Genomic DNA, 20,397 nt, shown 5'->3' on the forward strand with positions numbered 1-20,397 from the left:
CAACCAATTCGCAGCTAAGGGCCCGCGGGACGCCGAAAACACGAAATCCGCTAAAACGGACCGCTATATCCGTTTGAATACAACGACTTACCAGCATTCGTGGGCTGAAAATTTCTCCGAACAGGAGTATGTTGGCGCGATCCCCCAATCATTCACCCGCCAAGAGGTGTCTCATGGTCTCGTTTCAACTGAACGGCCGTCCCGTGCAGGTCGATGTCGACCCTGCCACTCCCCTGTTATGGACCCTGCGCGATGCGCTCTCGATGACCGGCACCAAGTTCGGTTGCGGCATGGCGCTATGCGGCGCCTGCACCGTGCATCTCGACGGCGCCCCGATTCGCAGCTGCATCACCCCCATCTCGGCCGTAGCCGGTAAAAAGGTCACGACCATCGAAGCCGTCGGCACCGATCCCGTCGGCAAAGCCGTGCAAGACGCATGGGTCAAGCACGACGTGCCCCAGTGCGGCTACTGCCAGAGCGGCCAGATCATGTCCGCCGCGGCACTTCTGCGCGAGAACAAGCAGCCCAACGACGACCAGATCGACGCCGCCATGGCCGGCAACATCTGCCGCTGCGGCACGTATGCGCGCATTCGCGCCGCCATCAAGGACGCTGCGGCGTCGCTGGCCTGACGCGAGGAGACATCACCATGCGCGAACTTCGTTTCCACGGGCTTCGTTTTGACTTACGCCCCGGTGCCACGGTAGGCGACTACACCGGTGTGTCCCGTCGTGCGTTTCTGAAGACCTCCGCCGTTGCGGCGGGCGGCCTGATGCTTGAAATGTCGTGGCCCGGCGCGGTCCGGGTGGCCCATGCCGAAGGCCCGGCCGCCATGCCCGTCGTGCCGTCCGCGTTCGTGCGCATCGCGCCGGACGACACCGTCACCATTCAGGTCAACCGCCTCGACTTCGGTCAGGGCGTGCAAACCGCCTTGCCCATGCTCGTCGCCGAAGAGCTCGATTGCGACTGGTCGAAGGTGCGCAGCGAGCTGGCCCCGGCGGCTGACGTCTATAAAGACCCGTTGTTCGGCATCCAGATGACGGGCGGCTCCGGCTCGGTCGCACACTCGTGGCTGCAATACCGGCGCATTGGTGCGTCGGCGCGCGCCATGCTGATTGCCGCCGCCGCGCAGCAGTGGAAAGTACCGGCTGCGCAATTGCGCACCGAAAACGGCGTCGTCCTCGGCCCCAACGGCCAGCGCGCCACCTTCGGCAGTCTGGCCGCCAAGGCGCAAGCCTTGCCGGTGCCGACCGACGTCAAGCTCAAGGATCCGTCGGCCTTCCGCTTGCTCGGCAAACCGACCGGGCGGCTCGATGCGCGCGCCAAATCAACCGGCACGCCGATGTACGGCATGGATTTCAAGTTGCCGAACCTCAAGGTCGCCCTCGTGGCACGCCCGCCGGTTTTCGGCGCGAAGGTGAAGACGTTCGATGCGAAAGCCGCACGCGCTGTCAAAGGCGTGCGCGACGTGCTGGAGATTCCCGACGATCGAGGCGGCACCGCAGTGGCGGTCATCGCTGACGGCTACTGGCAGGCCAAGACCGGCCGCGACGCCCTGAATGCGACGTGGGACACCAGCGGCGTCGAGCATGTCGACACAACGGCGCAGCTTGCCAAGTTCAAGGAACTGGCGAAGACCCCGGGCGTCGTGGCGATCGACACCGACGTCTCGAAACTCAAGGGCGCACCGAAGACACTCGTCGCCGAATACAGCTTCCCGTACCTTGCCCATGCCCCAATGGAGCCGCTGAACTGCACCGTGCAGCTCAGCGACAAGGGCGCAGAAGTCTGGACCGGCACGCAATTCCAGACCGTCGATCAGGCGGCCATCGCGGCCACGCTCGGCCTCAAGCCCGAGCAGGTCAAGCTGCACACCTTGATGGCGGGCGGCGGTTTCGGCCGGCGCGCCGTGCCGACCTCCGACTACGGCGTCGAAGCGGCGCAGGTCGCCAAGGCGTGGCGAACCGCCGGTCACCGCGAACCGGTCAAAGTGATCTGGAGCCGCGAAGACGATATCCATGGCGGCTACTACCGCCCGATGTACGTGCACCGCGCGGAAATCGGTCTGGATGCGAAGGGCAACGTGCTGGCGTGGAATCACACCATCGTTGGGCAGTCGATTCTGCAAGGCACGCCGTTCGAAAAGATGATGGTGAAGAACGGCGTCGACAGCACGAGTGTCGAGGGTGTCGCGGGCACGCCGTACGCGGTGCCGCTGCGTCTGTCCCTGCATAGCCCGAAGGCCAACGTGCCGGTGCTGTGGTGGCGCTCGGTCGGCAACACGCACACGGCGTTCGTGATGGAGACGTTGATCGACGAATTGGCGAAGAACGCGGGGCAAGACCCGGTCGACTATCGCTACGCGTTGATTGGCGACAAGCATCCGCGTCACCGCGCCGCACTGGCGTTGGCTGTGGAGCGTTCGGGCTACGGCAAGACGAAGCTGCCCGCGGGTCAGGCGTGGGGCGTGGCCGTGCACGAGTCGTTCGATTCGGTCGTCGCGTATGTCGTGGTGGCCGAGGTGAAGAACGGGTCGCCGCGTCTGGTGAGCGCGACGGCGGCGGTGCATTGCAACTTCGCGGTCAACCCGCTGACGGTCGCGGCGCAGGTGGAAGGCGCAGCCCTCATGGGCTTGGGCACGACGTTGACGGGTGCCGCGATCACGCTGAAAGACGGTGAAGTCGAGCAGAGCAATTTCCACCAGTACACGGTGGCGCGCCTGACCGACATGCCGGCAATCAGCGTGCATATCGTGAGTTCTGGCGATGCGCCGACGGGCATGGGCGAACCGGGGTTGCCGCCGCTTGCCCCGGCGTATGCCAATGCTGTCTTCGCGCTGACCGGCAAGCGTCTGCGCGCGTTGCCGTTCGATCTGACGACGGCATAACGAGCGCGTCTCGGCGGGGGCTGGCGCATTGAAGCGCCGGCTCCCTCCCGTCTTCAACCGATCAGCAAATGTTTGAACGGCGCGAAGATGCCTTGCCAGAACGACTCGGGCACCTTGAGCATCAGGTAGGTAATGAAGAGGTAGCGCAGCGTCTTGCCGATGGCGATGTACACGAGACACGTGCGCCACGGCAGGCGTAGCCAGCCCGCGAGCGTACAGAGCGGGTCACCGATTACCGGCAGCCACGAGACCAGCAGCAACGGCGGACCGAAACGGCGCATCCAGCGCCGATACCGATCGTTCATCGGCGCTTTGGTCTCGGCACGCTTGCCGCCACCACCACTGCCCTCCCCCGCGTCCCCAACCGCCGTCACCACCGCTGCACTGCCAGCAAGCGCCGCCGCCCGCGCATGCGCTCGCTTGCGCGCTTTCAGCCGTACATAGCCGCGCCGCGCGGCGAACCCCATCCACCAATCGACCATGCCCCCGGCGGTATTGCCGACGCTCGCGACCACGATCGCGGGCCAGAACATATGCGGATTGAGGGCCACGTAGCCGAACAGCGCGGGCTCCGAGCCCATCGGCAGCAGCGTCGCCGACAAAAATGCGATGAGGAAGACGGCTGGCAGGCCGACACCGGGCAGCGCGAGTGCGCCCAGCAGCCAGGGAATGAACGACTCCATGCAACTCCGGCGGAAATAAGGGGAAGTCAAAAAAACCGACCGGCCGGTCGGTGTCTCGCGAGCTACAGGACGGTACACGCGTTTGGCGTAAACAAAAAGTCTGGCGCATAATGCATGCCCATGACCCGACCTTCGACGCCGCCCGTGGCCATTCTACTGGCAGGCGGACTCGGTACCCGCTTCGATGCGGCCGGGCGCCGGAACAAGCTGCTCGCGCCGCCGCCCGGCGATCCCCTGAACCGACCCGTTGCCCTCGCCAGCGCCCACGCGCTGCTGGCGGTATTGCCGCGCGTGATCGCGGTGGTGCGACCGGATTCGGCTGAGTTGGAGAACGTGCTGTTGCAGGCGGGTTGTGAAGTCGTCATGAGCCACGCCACCAAGCGCGGCATGGGTGCGACGCTCGCTGCCGGCATTCAGTCCTGCGTGGACGAAGCGCCGCCCCCCGGGCTCGAACATCTCGACGGCTGGCTCGTTGCGCTGGCCGACATGCCGTACCTCAATCCCCATACCATTCGCGCCATTGCCGACGGGCTCACTTCGCCCGAAGCCATCGTCGCGCCGAGTTATCAGGGACAGCGCGGCCATCCGGTCGCCTTCGGTTCCGCTTACACCTCCCGCCTGATCGCCCTCGATGGCGATACCGGCGCGCGCGAGTTGTTGATTAGCGAGCACATTACGATCGTCGATGTCGACGACGCCGGAATCGTGCGCGACATCGACACCCCAGACGACCTTCGCTAGGGCGCGCACTCCCCTTTCCCGTTTTTTCCCGAGAGACCTTGCGCGACCGCCCCGGCGGACGTGCTGGTCTATCATTGTCCTTTTGTTCCTGATGTGCCTAACCTGAAGAAGCCTTAAATCATGTCCGACGCAGCTCCCGAATATCTGAAGAAGATCCTCACCGCAAAAGTCTACGACGTCGCCAAGGAAAGCGAACTCGAATTGGCACGCACGCTCTCCATGCGGCTGCACAATCGAATTTACCTGAAGCGCGAAGACAACCAATCGGTGTTCTCCTTCAAGATTCGAGGCGCGTACAACAAGATGGCGAGCCTCAGTGAAGCCGAACGTGAACGCGGTGTGCTGACCGCCTCGGCCGGCAATCACGCACAGGGCGTGGCGTACTCCGCCGCACGCCTTGGCTGCAAGGCCGTGATCGTCATGCCCGTGACCACGCCGCAAGTGAAGATCGATGCCGTGCGCACCCACGGCGGGCGCAACGTCGAAGTCGTGCTCGCCGGCGACTCGTACAGCGACGCCTACGCACACGCCATGACCTTGCAGGAAGAGCGCGGCCTGACCTTCGTGCCGCCGTTCGACGACCCCGAAGTGATCGCCGGCCAAGGCACCATCGGCATGGAAATCCTGCGCCAGCATCAAGGCCCGCTGCATGCCATCTTCGTGCCGATTGGCGGTGGCGGACTGGCCGCTGGCGTGGCCGCGTATGTCAAAGCCGTGCGCCCGGACATCAAGGTGATCGGCGTGCAATCGGTCGATTCCGACGCGATGGCGCAGTCGATCCACGCCGGTGAGCGCGTGCTGCTCAACGATGTGGGTCTCTTCGCCGACGGCACCGCCGTGAAGTACGTCGGCGCGGAAACCTTCCGTCTGTGCCAGAAGTATCTCGACGAAGTCGTACGCGTCGACACCGACCAGCTCTGCGCCGCCATCAAGGATGTGTTTCAGGACACCCGCAGCGTGCTCGAACCGTCGGGCGCGCTGTCAGTGGCCGGTGCCAAGCTGTATGCCGAGCGCGAGAAGCTCAAGGGCGAGACGCTCGTGGCGATCACCTCGGGCGCGAACATGAACTTCGACCGCCTGCGCTTCGTGGCCGAGCGCGCCGAAGTCGGTGAAGCCCGCGAAGCCGTGTTTGCCGTGACCATTCCGGAGGCGCGCGGCAGCTTCAAGCGCTTTACCGAAGTGGTGGGCAGCCGCAATGTGACCGAGTTCAACTACCGAATTAGTGAAGCGTCCAGCGCCCACATCTTCGTGGGTATCCAGATGCACAACCGCGATGAAGGCGCGCGCATCAAGGCCGGTTTCGAGCGCCATGGTTTCCCGACGCTCGACCTGTCGAACGACGAACTCTCCAAGCAGCACATCCGCTACATGGTGGGCGGGCGTTCCGCGCTGGCGAGCCACGAAGTGCTGTTCCGCTTCGAATTCCCGGAGCGTCCGGGCGCGTTGATGAAATTCCTCTCGGCGATGAGCCCGAACTGGAATATCAGCCTGTTCCACTACCGGAATCAGGGCGCGGACTACAGCAACATTCTCGTGGGCATGCAGGTGCCGGATGAGGACAAGGCGGCGTTCGGCGACTTCCTCGCCACGCTCGGCTATCCTTACTGGGACGAAAGCAACAACCCCGTGTACAAGCTGTTCCTCGGGTAAGCCGTCGCATCATCTATTCATCCGAAACCGCATAGGAAACCGTCCGCCGCCATGCCGATCACACTCGAAAACAAGCTCGTCGTTGCGATCTCCTCGCGCGCGCTGTTCGACTTCGAGGAGGAGAACCGCGTCTATGAGACCGGCGTGGCGAGCGGTGACGATCAGTCGTACATGCAGTACCAGCTCGACCGGCTCGACGTGCCTGCGCGTATCGGCGTGGCCTTCCCGCTGGTGCAGAAACTGCTCGCGTTCAACCGGGGCGATGAGCATCGCGTAGAAGTCGTGGTGCTCTCGCGCAACGATCCCGTGAGCGGTCTGCGCGTCTTCCGCTCGGCCAAACAAGAGGGGTTGAAGATTGAGCGCGGTGTATTCACGCGCGGACGCGAACCGTTCGGCTATCTCAACGCGCTCGGGGCGCATCTCTTCCTCTCAGTCAACGAAAACGATGTGCGCAGCGCACTGATGGCGGGCTTTCCTGCCGCGCGCGTGTACCCCGATTCGGCCAAAGAGGCGGAGCTGCATCCCGACGAAATCCGCATCGCGTTCGATGGCGACGCGGTGCTCTTCTCCGACGAGGCCGAGCAGATCTTCCAGCGCAACGGCCTCGATGCGTTTCAACAGCACGAAACCGAGCGCGCCGCCACGCCGCTGCCGCCGGGTCCGTTCAAACCGCTGCTGCTCGCGCTGCACCGTTTGCAAGTGCTGGCGGGACAGGAAGTGCCGGTGAAAATCCGCACGGCCCTCGTGACGGCACGCTCGGCGCCCGCGCACGAACGCGCCATCCGCACGTTGATGGACTGGAAGATCAACATCGACGAGGCCATGTTTTTGGGCGGGCTGGACAAAGGCGCATTCCTGCGCGAGTTCGAGCCCGATTTCTTTTTCGACGATCAGACACGCCATTGCGAGTCGGCCGCGCGGGTCACCCCGACCGGCCACGTCATCAGTGGCATAGCAAACCATGACAACGCCTGACCAATCTCCGCTCGGTAAAGAAGTTGGTTACACCGAGCAATACGACCCGTCCCTGCTGTTCCCGATTGCCCGCGCTCCGGCGCGTGCCGCCATCGGCGTGCCGGACGCCCTGCCGTTCTTCGGCGCCGACATCTGGAACGGCTACGAGCTCTCGTGGCTGGGCGACAAGGGCAAGCCGCACATCGCGCTGCTCACGGCCATCGTGCCGGCCGACTCGCCGAACATCATCGAGTCGAAGTCGTTCAAGCTCTATCTGGGATCGTTTGCGCAGACCAAACTGGCGAATGCCGACGCCGCGCGCGCGTTGATTCAACAGGATCTGTCGGAAGCGGCGGGCGCCTCGGTACAGGTGAAGCTGGTCGAGCCGAGCGGCTTCGGCAAACTTCAACTGGACGAACTCGACGGCCTGCTCGTCGATCGACTGGACGTCGAGACCGATATCTACTCGCCGGATGCCAGCCTGCTCAAAGCGGCGCAGGGCGAGCCGCATGTGGAAGAAACGCTGGTCTCGTATCTGCTCAAGTCGAACTGCCCGGTGACCGGACAGCCCGACTGGGGCAGCTTGCAGATTCGCTACAACGGCCCGCCGATCGATCAGGAAGGCCTGTTGAAGTACGTGATCTCGTATCGCCGGCACACCGGCTTTCACGAGCAATGCGTGGAAGGCATCTTCATGGACATCATGCGTCAGTGCAAGCCGACCCAGTTGGCGGTGTACGCGCGTTACACGCGGCGCGGCGGGCTCGACATCAACCCGTTCCGCACCAACTTCACGCAGCCAATGCCGGACAACGCGCGCACTGCGCGTCAGTAACGCACGCTCGCAACATTCGCATTGTTCGGCGCCCGGCCGGGATCAACACCTGAACCCGAGCGCCGAAAGATGCTTTTGCGCGGTGCTGGCCACCGGTGCATGTCTCGGCTGTCCGTCGCAACGCAAGAGCGTCTCTTTCAATGCGCGCACGGCTGGCCCCCAGCAATGCAGCCTGAGCAGGCATTCCCCGACGCGATACATCGGCCCGGGCGCTGTCTCGTCCATCATGGCGGCGGCGATGAGCAGCGGCAACGCCGCCTCGGCTTCATCGGCGCGGCAAAGCGCCAGCCCGAGCGCGACGGCATAGTCGGGTTCCAGCGGACACGCCGACAGCAGCGGTGCGAAGCACTCGATCGCGTGAATAAAATCGCCACGCTCAAACGCGCCGTAACCGCATCGGTACACGGCGTCGCATTGCGCGGCATCCCATTCCCCCGGCTGTGGCAGTGCCATCTCAGGCACCGCAGACACCGACGAATCGCCCTCGCGGATCGTTTCCAGCGCGATTTCGATCTGGCTCGCGATGCTCCTTGAAGTCGGCCCGGGGCGAACCATTCGATTAGATGTGTCCACTCGACCCCACCTCCGTATCACGGGTTATCGGACTGGCGTGTCGCCCCGATGGGAGCGGCAGCGATGGCTCGCCGCGACACGCCGTCACGCATCGGCAGGCGTGCCGCAGTCCTGAGGCCACCAACACCAGCGACAACGCGCCCATCGTCCCGCCCACGGCGTAACGGATGTGCTTGTCGGCAGCGGTAGGCGGCGGGTCGGTATCGAATGCGCTGTCGTAAAACGCGAGATAGGCGGCAGCCGCCGCCCCCGTCGTACCGAGTGCGGTGAGCGCGACGGCGACCCAACCATTCACGTAAGCCGAATGACTGCGCTCGCTGATCGAGCGCCGCGATGCCCGACCGCACGAGCGCATGTCATCGGGCGGCGTCAGTCCCTCGATGTTGAACAATTCATCACCGCCGCTGCCTGCGTCGCTGCGCAATTGCAAAACTGCGACACGCGGCACCGTCCCCATCGAAATCGATTCTGTCCTCACAAGTCGCCTCCTCGTTAAATGAGAGACGCCATCGTGCAGGCGCGAGTCCGGCATCGCCATCGAAGCCGAACCGCAGACTTTGCGGAACCGTCACCGACGTGTCCGCCCTTGCCTATACCCCCTGCGGAATTCGGCGGCGGAAAAACAAACGGCCGACACATCGGTCGGCCGTTTGTCGCGTACTGAGACTTCTCGTCAGGCGGCGGGCTTCTTGTAGGCCACGCAATCCACTTCGACCTTGCAGTCGATGACCATGCTCGACACCACGCAGGCGCGTGCCGGCGGATGATCGCCGAAGTATTCCTTGAACACCTTGTTGAACGAGGCAAAGTCACGCGGGTCGTCGAGCCACACGCCGATGCGCATCACGTGCTCCGTGCCGTAACCGGCTTCCGTGAGGATCGCGATCATGTTCTGAATCGCCTGATGCGACTGCGCGACGATGCCGCCGTCGATCACTTCGCCGTCTTTCATCGGGGTCTGTCCCGAGACGAACAAGAAGCCGTCGGCTTCGGTAGCTCGTGCAAAGGGCATGCGTTGGCCGCCAGTGCCCTGCCCGCCTTCTACGCCATATCGTTTGATGCTCATCATCGCTCCTTTCGACAAAACTGCCTGAACTGCATTTACAAAACCGGTTGCGGCGTGCCGCGCCGCACGAAGCGGCCCGAGCGAGCCGCCGACGTCGGGGCGCGGTCCTGCCACGACAACACGCCGTTGACCCACACTGCCGCGATACCGAATGCGGGCTGCATCGGGTCGGTAAACGTCGCCGCGTCGCCCACGGTTTCCGGATCGAACAAGACCAGATCGGCCCAGTAACCTTCACGCACGAAGCCACGCTCCGTGAGCCCGAACCGCTCGGCCGACAGACCGGTCATCTTGTGCACTGCCTCGGCCAGCGGGAACAGTTGCTGCTCGCGGCTATAACGGCCGAGCACGCGCGGGAATGCGCCCCACAAGCGCGGGTGCGGCAGCGGGTCGTTCGGCAAGCCGTCCGAGCCGACGACGGTGGCGGGGTGACGCAAAATCCGGCGCACATCGTCTTCTTCCATGCAGTGATAGACGGCACCGGCCGGTTGCAGCCGCTTGGCCGCTTCCATCAGATCGACGCCCCATTCGGCAGCAATCGTCGCCAGCAACTTGCCGCCTTGCGCCGGATGCGGTTGCGACCACGTCACGAGAATGTCGAAGTCGTCGGTCACCTGTTTCAGATCGAGCGTGCTCGAACTGGCCGTGTACGGATAGCAATCGCAGCCGACCGGCTGGTAGCGTTGTGCCTTGTCCACAGCGTCGAGAATCTCTGCGCTGCGGCCCCAGTTATCGACACCGGCGCACTTCAGATGCGAGATGACGACCGGCACGCGCGCATGGCGTCCGATGCGAAACGCTTCATCGAGCGCTTCCAAAATTTCTGCGAATTCCGTGCGCAGATGCGTCGCGTACAGACCACCGGCTTGCGCCAGCGGCTCGGCGAGCGCGAGCACTTCTTCCGTCGGCGCTGCGTTGGCATTGGCGTAAGCGAGACCGGTCGAGAGACCCAGCGCGCCATGATCGAGCGCCTCGCGCAGTTGTGCGCGCATGCCGTCGATTTCCGCCTCGGTGGCCGCGCGATCGAGCCGATCCATGTGATTGCTGCGCAGCGCCGTATGACCGATGAGCGCTGCCACGTTGATGGCAGGCTGCGCCTTTTCGAGCGCTTCGACGTAGGCGGCGAACGTCGGGTATTGGAACGCTTCGGCCTCGCCGAGCAGATTCATCGGATCGGGCGGATCGCCCTTGAGCGACACCGGCGACGCGCTGATGCCGCAATTGCCGACGACCACCGTCGTCACGCCTTGTGACAGCTTGGGCGTCATTTCCGGGGCGCGCACGACGTTGGTGTCGTCGTGGGTGTGCACGTCGATAAAGCCGGGGCTCAGCACCTGACCGGCCCCGTCGATGCGTTGTGCCACTTGCCACGCCGTCAGCGTGCCCGTCGGCGCAATCGCGTGAATGCGGCCATCGCGCAATGCCACGTCGAAGCGCGCCTCGGACATCGCGGCGCCCGAGCCATCGGCCACGCGCACGTTGGTAATCAGCGTGTCCACGGTTTGTGCGGTTGCGGGGGTATCAGTCATATCAATCTCCCAGAGGCTGGCGGTCGCCGCCACCCCGATGCGTGTCGAGCACGTACTTGATCCGCCGCAGCAGCGCCTGACTCTGCGGCTTGGCCAGCAGCGCCAGTTCGGTAGCGAGCACATCCATGGCCAGCAACATGGCGTACCGCGACGACGACGGTTTGAAAATGAAATCGGTTTCCAGCGCACGAATCGGCAGCACTTCGTCAGCGAGCGCCGCCAGCGGCGAGCCGGTGGCCGTGATCGCGATCAACTGCGCGCCGTATTCGCGGGCGACCTCGCAGGCCGACAGCAACTCCGGCGTGTGACCGCTGACGGAAAACGCCAGCACCACATCTTCGCGATTCAGCGTGCCCGCGACCATGCGCGCCAGCACGGCGTCCTGATAGCTGGCAATCGGACGCCCGAGCCGCACGAGACGGTAACGGGCTTCGTCGGCCATGAGCGACGAGCCGCCGCCCATCCCGAACGCGTAGACCATGCGGGCGGACGCGAGGCGTTCGGCAGCGCGCCGCACAGTGTCCGGCTTGATGAGCGCGCGGTGCACCTGTAGCGTTGTCTGAATATCGTCCGCGATGCGATCGATCGTCTCGCCCGAGCCGTCCTGTCCGTTGGCGGCGTTCGCGCCAAAGAAGCGCTGCCCGACCACCGCCGCCTGCGCCAGACGAAGTTTGAGGTCGCGCACGTCGCGGCAGCCCATCGCCTTCGCAAAACGCGTGACGCTCGCCTCGCTCACGCCGGCGCGGTCTGCGAGCACGTTGATCGACGACGCAGCGGCGCCCGCCACGTCCTCGAGCACCACCTGCGCGACCTTGCGCTCGGCTTGGCTCAGGGCGTCGCTGCGTTCTGCCACGCGCGTCACGATATCGAAGGGCTCAGTCATGTATTGGGTCGCGGATTGGGTCGCAAATTAGGTCGCAAATTGGATCGGTGTGGGGCCCGATGGGCGCGGGTTTCAGATTTCGACGAATTTTTGGTACTTTATAACAAAATTGTCAAACGCTGGTAATTCAACGCTATTATAGGAGCCATTCGGCTAATGGCGAGGCATGGCCCGCGGGCTCTTCGTGGAGAATTCTCAATGACTGATACAAACTATCAACATGGCATGATCGATACCCTCAACAAGGGGCTCGGCGCATTGGATGCCGCCTTGGCGCCGTCGGCCACGACGGGGCTGGGCTGGAATTTGCTGAACGAAGACCTGAGCCTGCCGACGGCGGTGCTCTACGAGGACAAGATTCGCCACAACCTCACGTGGATGCAGCGTTTCGTTCACGAATACGGGGTGAAGCTCGCGCCGCACGGCAAGACGACGATGGCGCCGAAGCTGTTCCGCCGTCAGTTGGACGGTGGCGCGTGGGGCATTACGCTGGCCACGGCGCAGCAAACCAATGCGGCGTATCACCATGGCGTGCGCCGCGTGTTGATGGCCAACCAGTTGGTCGGCAAGCGCAACATGATGATGATTGCCGACCTGCTCGCCGATCCGAATTTCGAGTTTTTCTGTCTGGTGGATTCCGCCGCAGCGGTCGCACATCTGGGTGGGTTCTTCCGCGCCCGCAAGCAGCAGATTCAGGTGCTGATCGAGTTGGGCGTGACGGGTGGACGTACCGGTGTGCGTGATAGCGCACAACAGCAGGCGGTGCTCGATGCGCTTACCGAGTACAAGGACGCCGTGAAGCTTGCAGGTGTCGAAGTCTACGAGGGCGTACTCACCACGGAAGCCGACATTCGCGCGTTCCTGCAACGTGCGGTCAGCATCACGCGCGAGCTGATCGCGGCGGGTCGCATCGAGCGCACGCCGGCGGTGCTCTCGGGGGCGGGCTCGGCGTGGTACGACATCGTGGCGGAAGAGTTCGCCAACAAGGACGTGGGCGCGCCGCTCGACGTGGTGCTGCGTCCCGGCTGCTATCTCACGCACGACGTGGGCATCTACAAAGCCGCGCAGGCGCAGATCGCCACGCGTAATCCGATTGCGAAGCAAATGCGTTCGCAACTGCAACCGGCGTTGCAACTGTGGGCTTACGTGCAATCGATTCCGGAAGCCGAGCGCGCCATCATTGCGCTGGGCAAGCGCGACGCGGCGTTCGATGCGGGCATGCCGGAACCGGCACAGCGCTTCCGTCCGGGCAAGGACAAGGCACCGGTCGCGACGCCTGAGCATTGGGAAATCACGGGCATGATGGATCAACACGCCTATCTGCGCATCGCCCCCGGTGACGATATTCAAGTGGGCGACATGATCGCGTTCGACATCTCGCACCCGTGCCTCACGTTCGACAAGTGGCGTCACCTGCCGGTCGTCGATGGTGATTACAACGTGGTTGAGGTCGTGCAGACGTTCTTCTGATCGACGGACATGCACTGGTAAAAGCAAAGAAGCCGCCCGAGGGCGGCTTCTTGCATTGAGGCGGGGCCATCGTCACATGTGGCTGACGGGCTGACCGAATGGCTGACCGCCAGTCGGGATGACTGTCAGTTGACTGGCGAACTGACTACGTGACGATCGACTTTTTCGCCGCACGCTTGCGCGGTGGCGTCGATACCTCCGGCGTCGCGTCATTGCCCTTCTCGGTGACAGCCTTACCTGCGTCTTCACCGCCGCGCGCACGCGACGATACTGATTTGAAGCGTGCTTCGAGATGAACCAGTGCGCTTTCCAGCGCGGCGATGTCGGCGGCGGTCATACCGTCGAGGGCATCGTCGAAGAACGCCTGACGGCGCGGCGTGGCTTCATCGTGCACGCGCTTGCCATCATCAGTGAGCGTGACGTTGGTGAGCCGGTTGTCATCGGGATCGGTCACGCGAGTGAGCCAACCGAGCGCTTCCATCGATTGCAGTTGGCGCGTGAGCTGCGCGGGATCGAGGCGGCAGTGTTCGGCGAGAAACTTCTGCGAACAGGTACCGCGCTCGGCCAGCGCAAAAATGATTCGCCAGCGCGGCAACGGATGCCCGACCTTGGCGTCGAACGCGGTCATCATAGCGCGATACGTCAGACTCAGTTGCTGAATGACGTTGCGTTTCAGTGGTGTCGGCATCCCATTACTCTCCGGCAGGCGGCGTCGGCTTGGCGCCGCGCGAAAGACGAATGAGCGGCACACGGCGAACAAACCACAGCCCGGCAAGTGCCGCGGCGAGCGACAGCATCTGTCCGTTGTGAATGGCGCCGACGAGCGCCGTGCGCGACGCTTCGATAAGCAGTGCACCGTTCTGTCCCATATGAGCCACCGTTGCCAGAAAATCGCTCTGCGCTTGCGCGTTGACGAGAATCTGCGGATCGGTGAGCTGCGTCGTCCATTGCTGGCCGCCGGTAGCGACGAGCGATTCCTTCACGCGCGCGGTGTAGCTATGCCCCACGAGCGTACCGACGATTGCCGTGCCGAGCATGCCGCCAATCATGCGCAGCGACTGCATGAGTGCGGTGGCAATGCCAAGGTGCGCACGTCCCGCCACTTCCTGCGCGAACACCGTGAGGTTCGGCAACACAAAGCCGAGGCCAAGACCGGCGAGCAGCATGTAGAAAGCGATGAGGCCATGCGGCGTGCCGCGATGCGTGGTGATCACGCCTGCACAAGCAATCGCGAGCAATAAAAAGCCGCCATAGAGCATGACATTCGGATTACGCAGACGCGTGATCAGTCGACCATTGGCAATACTGCCGACGGTGATACACACCACCATGGGCGTGATCAGCAAACCGGTTTCGCGCGGCGACAGACCAAAGCCACCTTGCAACATCAACGGCGCGTAGAACAGCACACCGAACATCGAAAAGCCGCCAAAAACCGCCAGCACAAAGAGCGCCGCCAGACTCGGGTTACGGAACATTTCGAACGGAATAATCGGATGCGACGTGCGTTGCTCCCACCAGTAGAGCGCGAGCGACGTCACGACGAACGCGACGAAGAGAAACACCACACCGCGCGAGAGACCGTCTGCCGGCAACCATTCGACCAGCATTTGCAGGCTGCCGAGTGCGGCGGCGATCAGCAGTGCGCCGAGCCAGTCGAGACTGGCCTTGCCGTGTTCGTCGGCGCGCATATGGGGCAGGTGGCGAGCGACAAACCATAGGCCGAGCAAGCCGACGGGCAGGTTCACGTAGAACACCGAGCGCCAGCCATAGGCTTCGGTGAGAAAGCCACCGAGCGAGGGGCCGATGGCATTGGCAATACCGAACGCCGAGCTGAGCATGACTTGCCAGCGCAGGCGCACGTGTGGATCGGGGAACAGTTCGGGAATGCAGGCGAAGGCGGTACCGACGAGCATGCCGCCGCCGATGCCTTGCAGCGCACGCGCGATGACGAGGAACGGCATGCTGTTTGCCGCACCACACAGGACGGAAGCGCCGGTGAAGACGACGATGGCGGCGATCACAAACGGCTTTCGCCCGTAGTAGTCGCCGAGCCGGCCGAAGATCGGCACGGTGATGACGGAGGTGAGCAGATACGACGTGGCAACCCACGCGTAGTACTCGAACCCCTTGAGTTCAGCGACGATGGTCGGCAGCGCGGTCCCGACGACGGTCTGGTCGAGCGCGACCAGCATCGTACAGAAACACAGACCCAGCATGGCCACGATGGACTGCCGAAAAGGCAACACCTGCCCCGCCGAATGCGGGGTGGACGGATTAGAAGACATTTTTTGGACGGATCAATGTTTGATCAGTCAACGATTCTATCACGTTAGTTGCGGAGGGCGCTGAGGCGGTGTTCATCGGAAATAAAACGCTAACGGCGTAGCGGGGTCGGGATGTCTCGCACGCTACGCCGCTGGGCGCGGGCCGTATAGATTGGAAAAAGTTTCAGCGACCTAAGGGCGACGACCATTTTCGGCCAACACCGGCCACTGGAGGTCGCGGCTGCAATCCGCGACAATCAGCCAATATTCCAATGCAGGGAGCGTCGAAAATGTTGATTGCGTTCGGAGGGCTACCGGGCACCGGAAAGACAACGGTAGCGCAAGCACTTGCTCGCAAGCTCGCGGCAGTATATTTGCGGATCGATACGTTGGAACAGGCTTTTATGGCGGCCGGGAGCAACGGGGCGGATATCGGACCTGCCGGCTATCTGGCCGGATATGCAGTTGCGAAAGATAATTTGCGCCTTGGGTTGACCGTCGTTGCGGACTCAGTCAATTCGCTGCATGTGACGCGTAACGCTTGGAGACGTGTGGCGCTTGAAGCAGGCGTGAGCATCTTCGAGATTGAGTTGATCTGTTCAGATAAAACGGCGCACCGTTTGAGGGTCGAGGAACGACAGGCAGACATCCTTGGCCACAAGCTGCCAACCTGGAAGGACGTGCTCGAGCGTCAATACGATGCATGGGAATCAGAACATCTTGTCATCGACACAGCCAACGCTTCGATTGAACGTGCCGTCGAAACTATCGATCGTCGGCTGTCGATGCCGGATCCATAAATCCGAATGCCTTAGCGTTCGAAAAAGTACGGGCATGAGCAGCCGATCGCTTTTGACCGCGATCGCCAAGGGCGGCTCCTCTGGGAAGTGATGAACACTACAGCAATCAAGTGGGAGGACGTTTCGATGGCAAACATCGACTGGACGAGTTACGGCATCGCGCAAGGGGAAAGTGCGAGCGAAGATGCAATCGCCGCACTGGAGCAACGGTTGGGATATCCGCTCCCGCCCGCCTACGTAGATTTGGCACGATTCTGTAATGGCGCGAGCCCGGAGATTTCAGAGTTTCGCGTTGCAGATTTCGCAACCTGTATTAGCGATTTTTTTGAAATCTCAACCACACCAGATCTATTCACAGTCTTGTGGTATCTGCGGCCTCAGGCAATGAACCTACCATCACAGTTTGTGCCAATTGCTAGAGATCCAATGGGCGGGATGATCCTCTTGAACTATGAAACGATACCGCCCACCGTTGAATTTCTGGATCAAGCGACGGGAAAAATTCATTTCGTCTCGAGCAGTTTTGAATCATTCGTCACGAATTGGCACGAGTAACGCGAAACGTTGTCATATGCGTCGCGTTCCTGCTGCCGGACGACTATCGGCGCGCATAGGAATACTACGTTCGACGAACACGAGCCACCTATGCTGATTTGGGCGCGAACTCGAAAATCCCTTGATGGCCAAGGCGAAAACGAAGGCACGACCGTAAAGATCGAGATTGAAGAACTCGATGACGGAATCTTTCTACTGATGCGATATGACTCTCTAGACGCGCCATTTCCGACTTCGGATCATTTGTTTCTGTCAATCGATGAGGCATACGACGAATGTGATCACGTGTATGGCATCGGTCGCGAGGATTGGCTTCAACGGTGACCGTCAGGAAGTTTCCGGGAAATCATCGACCAGAACAACTGAGTGTCGATATCGACTGTGCCAAGCAACTTGCGACGATGAGTCCTACTACAAAAATGCCACTTGTGGACCTTGAGTCCGCCCTCAACCGCGCCATAACCTGGGGTTGAAGAAGGGGCAACCGCGGGCCTTATTGATAGTCCGCAACAGGTCAATCCCGCCAGCGTCACCGGCCAGATAGCCGCAAAGTGGCTATTTTTTACCTCGTGGAAAAAATGACTTTTCCAACTTTCAAGTACCACCCAGATCCCTTGGCAACAGGCAGCGTTATCGAATCTGATGTCGAGTGCGTCTGCTGCGGCCAAGCCCGCGGATATATTTATACTGGCCCGGTTTACGCGATAGAGGATTATGAGGAATGCATCTGTCCCTGGTGCATTTTTGATGGCTCGGCACATAAGAAATTAGACGCCGCCTTCACCGATGAGCACAGCGTCGGCGGTTGCGGAACATGGGACGAAGTACCCGAGGCGGTCGTGGAGGAAGTCGCCTTTCGCTCGCCGGGTTTCTCGGGTTGGCAGCAGGAGAAGTGGTGGACCCACTGCGGCGATGCTGCTCAGTTTATTGGACATGCGGGTCAGAAAGAGTTGATGGCACATGGCCCGCGAGCCATTGCAGCAATTCAAGAATCTACCGGGCTGCCAGATGGACCTGAATGGAATGATTTCTTCGCAGCGCTAAGCAAGGATGGCTCGCCAACGGCGTACGTTTTTCGTTGCACGATTTGTGGGATGTTGGGGGGGTACCAAGACTGCGACTGAGACTCATCAAAGTGTATAAACACTTTAGATGCTTCTTGGCGGTCGATACGTGTGAGTGTCCGTTGTTCGGTAAATTGACCGGTCGTTGGGGGCGCAAGCGGTTCGTCGCGACCGGCCGAAATCGGCCAGAAGCGGTCTCTCAGGTTCCGACGTCGCGACTACATCCGGCAGCGCGAGATTGCGAAAGCGCCGACCGTGAACATACCGCGACGGCCGCGATGACAACGCGTCCCGTTTAGAATGTGCGGCAATGGCAAGGGTTGATCCTCGCTACCCGATGGACTGAACCTCGTCGATTTCCTAAAAAATTGGCCGGAGACACCATGACCCTCATCACGCCATACCTCTCAGTTGGAAGTGTTCGATTCGGCATGTCCGCGGGGCAACTGATTTTGGCGATGGGCACTCCCAATCGCACTTCGAAGAACCGTCGCGGCGAGTTGGTATTCGACTATCCGGCGGCTCGCGTAGTCATCGCTTTAGACGAAGCTGGCGTAGTAGAGGTAGGAATAGTTCCGAACCACGGTGTTGTATCCGTCGAGGGAATTCCCCTCTTCTCGCCAAACGATTCAACGTCGTTCGAAATGCTCATCGAGAAAGACGGAGCGGCCTATGAGTCCCTCGGATTTGTCGTGCTACTGAATATAGGGATTACTTTGACAGGCTTTCACGACGGGGACGAGTCACAAAAAGCGTTGACGGCATTCGCTAGAGGGAGGTGGGACGGAATGAGATCGAAACTACTCCCGCTCAAAGCGAAAATCTAGTCGTGAGCCAAATGTCCGCTTCGGGTCGGAATCGGCCATCCGAGAAGACCAATTTCCCTCGCTGAAAACTCTCGCATCTGTGCACCAAACGTGCACCGATTGGCGGGATGTTGTTGATCCAATTGGTTATAGGATTCTGGTCCCCGGCACGCCCACTCCATTTTTGATGCAGTTCGAAGGGCCTTTTTTGAAAGGCTGAAGTCGGCCAGAAACGGTCGGTCGACAAACCCACAAATGTTGACAACAATATATCTTGTCTACGATCCCGATTTCGAGTTCTCAATATGCAGACGCTAGTGAGTGAATCAGATTTACCCGATCCCGAAAACGCAAAGGCTGTCTTTGCCTTTGCAATGTCGTTTAACGGATATGAGCACTACGGGACGTTGGAGAAATCCTCGGTGGCCGCAAAACAGAAGTCCCGAGAGACAATGGACGAGCTGCGGAACGAATTGTTCTTCGCTGCGCGCGCATCTCGACATACTGATTCGGACAGATACTTGGAAGTCTATCGTGAGTTGCTCCCGTTGTTTCGTGCGCATCTTAAGTGATGCGGCAACCCACTTGAAGGAAGGTGGGCGAATTCGCCGACGTGATCGCGCCCGCATGAATGCGCACTTATGAGAGGTCTGGGTGACCGTTGTGGGTCGAAAACGGCCGTTCCTGAATGGCTGCAAACGACCAAGAGCGCCCGAAACGACCGCGCTGATCAGGCTCCACATGCTGCCGAGCAAAGGTCACACGTAATTTCTGCCAGAATACGGAACCAACATTCGGAGACATTGCCACATGCGGACAGAGAAAGCTTTGCTCGTTGGCGCGGTGTCACTCGTCAAACACCGTTTCCGAGGTGAAGGCCAGATAGTGCTGGCGGTGCGCGATGAGATTGATGCCGCGATGAAGCGTAACGGTTTTCTGATCAATGCTCCGTTCACGACTGTAAGCTTGATTATCAGATATGCAGATAAAGATGACATGCGTACTGAGATCGGGAAAGTCAACAGAGAAAACGGAGTAATACCAATAGCTGTTCAGGTTAACGTAGGGTGCTTGAGTGCGATGGACGCAGCTGAGTTGCAGAATGCATTTCGCAAGCTACTGATCGAGGTTCTATGCGATCTAGCGGCAAATTTTGATTTGCCATATGCGTTCCTCGATGCTATGCGAGCCGAGTCGCCGCCCACATGAAAATAGCGACGCCTGCCTTGCTATCATTGGGACGATCAATGCCAGCCGTGATTGAAGGTTAGCGGCAGTCCTCGATCAGCTAAAATTAGACATTCACGTTCTTCGCGCGTATGTCCACTACGGGTGGCGGATTCAACCGGTCGATGCATACACGGCCGAAACGCGCACGCTAGCTCAATGCAGAACGTAGTAGCAATATTCCATATTGAAAAAGACGTACCTGAACCGAAGGCGCGAGGAGTGCGCAACGGGTACGCACCGCATCACAAATTCCCGTTCGCCGATTATCTCTTCAGTGGGTTTCACTCGTACGCCGATAGTGAAATTCACTACCCAGGTGAAAGCTTAAGAGTCGGCATCACCTTTCCCAGTTGGGCAAGCTTTTCCGAACGCGTGAGAGTCGGACAACGGGTCGACGTACTCGA

20 protein-coding genes are annotated in these 20,397 nt (G+C 61.2%); 12 read left to right on the forward strand and 8 right to left on the reverse strand.

The window, feature by feature from the left end; genetic code table 11:
- Positions 1–173: 173 nt before the first annotated feature.
- Together CDV46_RS16315 and CDV46_RS16320 are read left to right on the forward strand one after the other, a co-directional pair.
- The gene (locus CDV46_RS16315) at positions 174–632 is read left to right on the forward strand and encodes a (2Fe-2S)-binding protein (RefSeq protein ID WP_058377407.1); all 459 of its coding nucleotides are present in this window, start codon (positions 174–176) and stop codon (positions 630–632) included.
- Between the two features lie 140 nt (positions 633–772).
- Positions 773–2,887 (forward strand): xanthine dehydrogenase family protein molybdopterin-binding subunit, encoded by a 2,115-nt coding sequence (locus CDV46_RS16320; protein WP_254916112.1) that lies wholly within the window; start codon positions 773–775, stop codon positions 2,885–2,887.
- A 53-nt stretch (positions 2,888–2,940) separates the two neighbouring features.
- Here the strand turns inward: CDV46_RS16320 and CDV46_RS16325 are convergent, their stop codons facing one another.
- A complete protein-coding gene (locus tag CDV46_RS16325; protein ID WP_087723637.1) occupies positions 2,941–3,570 on the reverse strand; it encodes a YqaA family protein in 630 nt (209 codons plus the stop codon).
- Between the two features lie 120 nt (positions 3,571–3,690).
- Here CDV46_RS16325 and CDV46_RS16330 point away from each other — a divergent pair, with 120 nt between their 5' ends.
- The 4 genes from CDV46_RS16330 to queF all read left to right on the forward strand — a co-directional run bounded on the left by CDV46_RS16330 (position 3,691) and on the right by queF (position 7,750).
- Entirely contained in the window at positions 3,691–4,311 is a 621-nt protein-coding gene (locus CDV46_RS16330; protein ID WP_087723639.1) for a nucleotidyltransferase family protein, read from the forward strand.
- Positions 4,312–4,431: 120 nt separating this feature from the next.
- A complete protein-coding gene (ilvA, locus tag CDV46_RS16335; RefSeq protein WP_087723641.1) occupies positions 4,432–5,961 on the forward strand; it encodes a threonine ammonia-lyase, biosynthetic in 1,530 nt (509 codons plus the stop codon).
- 51 nt (positions 5,962–6,012) lie between these two features.
- Positions 6,013–6,936, forward strand: coding sequence for a 5'-nucleotidase (locus tag CDV46_RS16340; protein ID WP_058377403.1), 924 nt, complete (start codon positions 6,013–6,015; stop codon positions 6,934–6,936).
- Positions 6,923–7,750, forward strand: a complete 828-nt coding sequence (gene queF / locus CDV46_RS16345) for an NADPH-dependent 7-cyano-7-deazaguanine reductase QueF (protein ID WP_087723642.1) — start codon at positions 6,923–6,925, stop codon at positions 7,748–7,750. The genes CDV46_RS16340 and queF overlap by 14 nt, the downstream gene beginning before the upstream one ends.
- Positions 7,751–7,792: 42 nt before the next feature.
- On the opposite strand, the gene CDV46_RS16350 is transcribed toward queF, so the two are convergent.
- The 5 genes from CDV46_RS16350 to CDV46_RS16370 all read right to left on the reverse strand — a co-directional run bounded on the left by CDV46_RS16350 (position 7,793) and on the right by CDV46_RS16370 (position 11,801).
- Entirely contained in the window at positions 7,793–8,305 is a 513-nt protein-coding gene (locus CDV46_RS16350; RefSeq protein WP_087689373.1) for a hypothetical protein, read from the reverse strand.
- A 4-nt stretch (positions 8,306–8,309) separates the two neighbouring features.
- Positions 8,310–8,801: a hypothetical protein gene (locus CDV46_RS16355; protein ID WP_140413399.1), complete on the reverse strand. Its 492-nt coding sequence runs from the start codon at positions 8,799–8,801 to the stop codon at positions 8,310–8,312.
- A 195-nt stretch (positions 8,802–8,996) separates the two neighbouring features.
- A complete protein-coding gene (locus CDV46_RS16360) occupies positions 8,997–9,383 on the reverse strand; it encodes a RidA family protein (protein WP_044457733.1) in 387 nt (128 codons plus the stop codon).
- A gap of 41 nt (positions 9,384–9,424) precedes the next feature.
- Entirely contained in the window at positions 9,425–10,918 is a 1,494-nt protein-coding gene (locus CDV46_RS16365; protein ID WP_087723646.1) for an N-acyl-D-amino-acid deacylase family protein, read from the reverse strand.
- 1 nt (position 10,919) lies between these two features.
- Positions 10,920–11,801, reverse strand: coding sequence for a MurR/RpiR family transcriptional regulator (locus CDV46_RS16370; RefSeq protein ID WP_087689381.1), 882 nt, complete (start codon positions 11,799–11,801; stop codon positions 10,920–10,922).
- Positions 11,802–11,999: 198 nt separating this feature from the next.
- Between CDV46_RS16370 and CDV46_RS16375 the strand changes: the two genes are divergently transcribed.
- A complete protein-coding gene (locus CDV46_RS16375; protein ID WP_087723648.1) occupies positions 12,000–13,271 on the forward strand; it encodes an amino acid deaminase in 1,272 nt (423 codons plus the stop codon).
- 145 nt (positions 13,272–13,416) lie between these two features.
- On the opposite strand, the gene CDV46_RS16380 is transcribed toward CDV46_RS16375, so the two are convergent.
- The gene (locus tag CDV46_RS16380; protein WP_087723650.1) at positions 13,417–13,959 is read right to left on the reverse strand and encodes a MarR family winged helix-turn-helix transcriptional regulator; all 543 of its coding nucleotides are present in this window, start codon (positions 13,957–13,959) and stop codon (positions 13,417–13,419) included.
- A 4-nt stretch (positions 13,960–13,963) separates the two neighbouring features.
- Positions 13,964–15,559, reverse strand: coding sequence for an MDR family MFS transporter (locus CDV46_RS16385; protein WP_087723652.1), 1,596 nt, complete (start codon positions 15,557–15,559; stop codon positions 13,964–13,966).
- A 269-nt stretch (positions 15,560–15,828) separates the two neighbouring features.
- On the opposite strand from CDV46_RS16385, the gene CDV46_RS16390 reads away from it, so the two are divergent.
- The 5 genes from CDV46_RS16390 to CDV46_RS16420 all read left to right on the forward strand — a co-directional run bounded on the left by CDV46_RS16390 (position 15,829) and on the right by CDV46_RS16420 (position 19,972).
- A complete protein-coding gene (locus CDV46_RS16390) occupies positions 15,829–16,338 on the forward strand; it encodes an AAA family ATPase (protein ID WP_087724136.1) in 510 nt (169 codons plus the stop codon).
- A gap of 126 nt (positions 16,339–16,464) precedes the next feature.
- Positions 16,465–16,893, forward strand: a complete 429-nt coding sequence (locus CDV46_RS16395; RefSeq protein WP_174996949.1) for an SMI1/KNR4 family protein — start codon at positions 16,465–16,467, stop codon at positions 16,891–16,893.
- 551 nt (positions 16,894–17,444) lie between these two features.
- A complete protein-coding gene (locus CDV46_RS16405; RefSeq protein ID WP_254916091.1) occupies positions 17,445–18,017 on the forward strand; it encodes a CbrC family protein in 573 nt (190 codons plus the stop codon).
- Between the two features lie 323 nt (positions 18,018–18,340).
- A complete protein-coding gene (locus tag CDV46_RS16410; RefSeq protein ID WP_087723659.1) occupies positions 18,341–18,784 on the forward strand; it encodes a hypothetical protein in 444 nt (147 codons plus the stop codon).
- Between the two features lie 789 nt (positions 18,785–19,573).
- Positions 19,574–19,972: an Imm39 family immunity protein gene (locus CDV46_RS16420; RefSeq protein WP_087723661.1), complete on the forward strand. Its 399-nt coding sequence runs from the start codon at positions 19,574–19,576 to the stop codon at positions 19,970–19,972.
- Positions 19,973–20,397: the final 425 nt, after the last annotated feature.

It is taken from the genome of Pandoraea sp. PE-S2T-3 (assembly GCF_002179965.1).
GTDB lineage: Bacteria > Pseudomonadota > Gammaproteobacteria > Burkholderiales > Burkholderiaceae > Pandoraea.

Excerpts from the sequence above, each read along its gene's own strand:
- CDV46_RS16315 (WP_058377407.1), top strand. The coding sequence starts at position 174 with ATGGTCTCGTTTCAACTGAACGGCCGTCCCGTGCAGGTCGATGTCGAC.
- CDV46_RS16320 (WP_254916112.1), top strand. The coding sequence starts at position 773 with ATGCTTGAAATGTCGTGGCCCGGCGCGGTCCGGGTGGCCCATGCCGAA.
- CDV46_RS16325 (WP_087723637.1), bottom strand. The coding sequence starts at position 3,570 with ATGGAGTCGTTCATTCCCTGGCTGCTGGGCGCACTCGCGCTGCCCGGT.
- CDV46_RS16330 (WP_087723639.1), top strand. The coding sequence starts at position 3,691 with ATGACCCGACCTTCGACGCCGCCCGTGGCCATTCTACTGGCAGGCGGA.
- ilvA (WP_087723641.1), top strand. The coding sequence starts at position 4,432 with ATGTCCGACGCAGCTCCCGAATATCTGAAGAAGATCCTCACCGCAAAA.
- CDV46_RS16340 (WP_058377403.1), top strand. The coding sequence starts at position 6,013 with ATGCCGATCACACTCGAAAACAAGCTCGTCGTTGCGATCTCCTCGCGC.
- queF (WP_087723642.1), top strand. The coding sequence starts at position 6,923 with ATGACAACGCCTGACCAATCTCCGCTCGGTAAAGAAGTTGGTTACACC.
- CDV46_RS16350 (WP_087689373.1), bottom strand. The coding sequence starts at position 8,305 with ATGGTTCGCCCCGGGCCGACTTCAAGGAGCATCGCGAGCCAGATCGAA.
- CDV46_RS16365 (WP_087723646.1), bottom strand. The coding sequence starts at position 10,918 with ATGACTGATACCCCCGCAACCGCACAAACCGTGGACACGCTGATTACC.
- CDV46_RS16370 (WP_087689381.1), bottom strand. The coding sequence starts at position 11,801 with ATGACTGAGCCCTTCGATATCGTGACGCGCGTGGCAGAACGCAGCGAC.
- CDV46_RS16375 (WP_087723648.1), top strand. The coding sequence starts at position 12,000 with ATGACTGATACAAACTATCAACATGGCATGATCGATACCCTCAACAAG.
- CDV46_RS16380 (WP_087723650.1), bottom strand. The coding sequence starts at position 13,959 with ATGCCGACACCACTGAAACGCAACGTCATTCAGCAACTGAGTCTGACG.
- CDV46_RS16385 (WP_087723652.1), bottom strand. The coding sequence starts at position 15,559 with ATGTCTTCTAATCCGTCCACCCCGCATTCGGCGGGGCAGGTGTTGCCT.
- CDV46_RS16390 (WP_087724136.1), top strand. The coding sequence starts at position 15,829 with ATGTTGATTGCGTTCGGAGGGCTACCGGGCACCGGAAAGACAACGGTA.
- CDV46_RS16395 (WP_174996949.1), top strand. The coding sequence starts at position 16,465 with ATGGCAAACATCGACTGGACGAGTTACGGCATCGCGCAAGGGGAAAGT.
- CDV46_RS16410 (WP_087723659.1), top strand. The coding sequence starts at position 18,341 with ATGACCCTCATCACGCCATACCTCTCAGTTGGAAGTGTTCGATTCGGC.
- CDV46_RS16420 (WP_087723661.1), top strand. The coding sequence starts at position 19,574 with ATGCGGACAGAGAAAGCTTTGCTCGTTGGCGCGGTGTCACTCGTCAAA.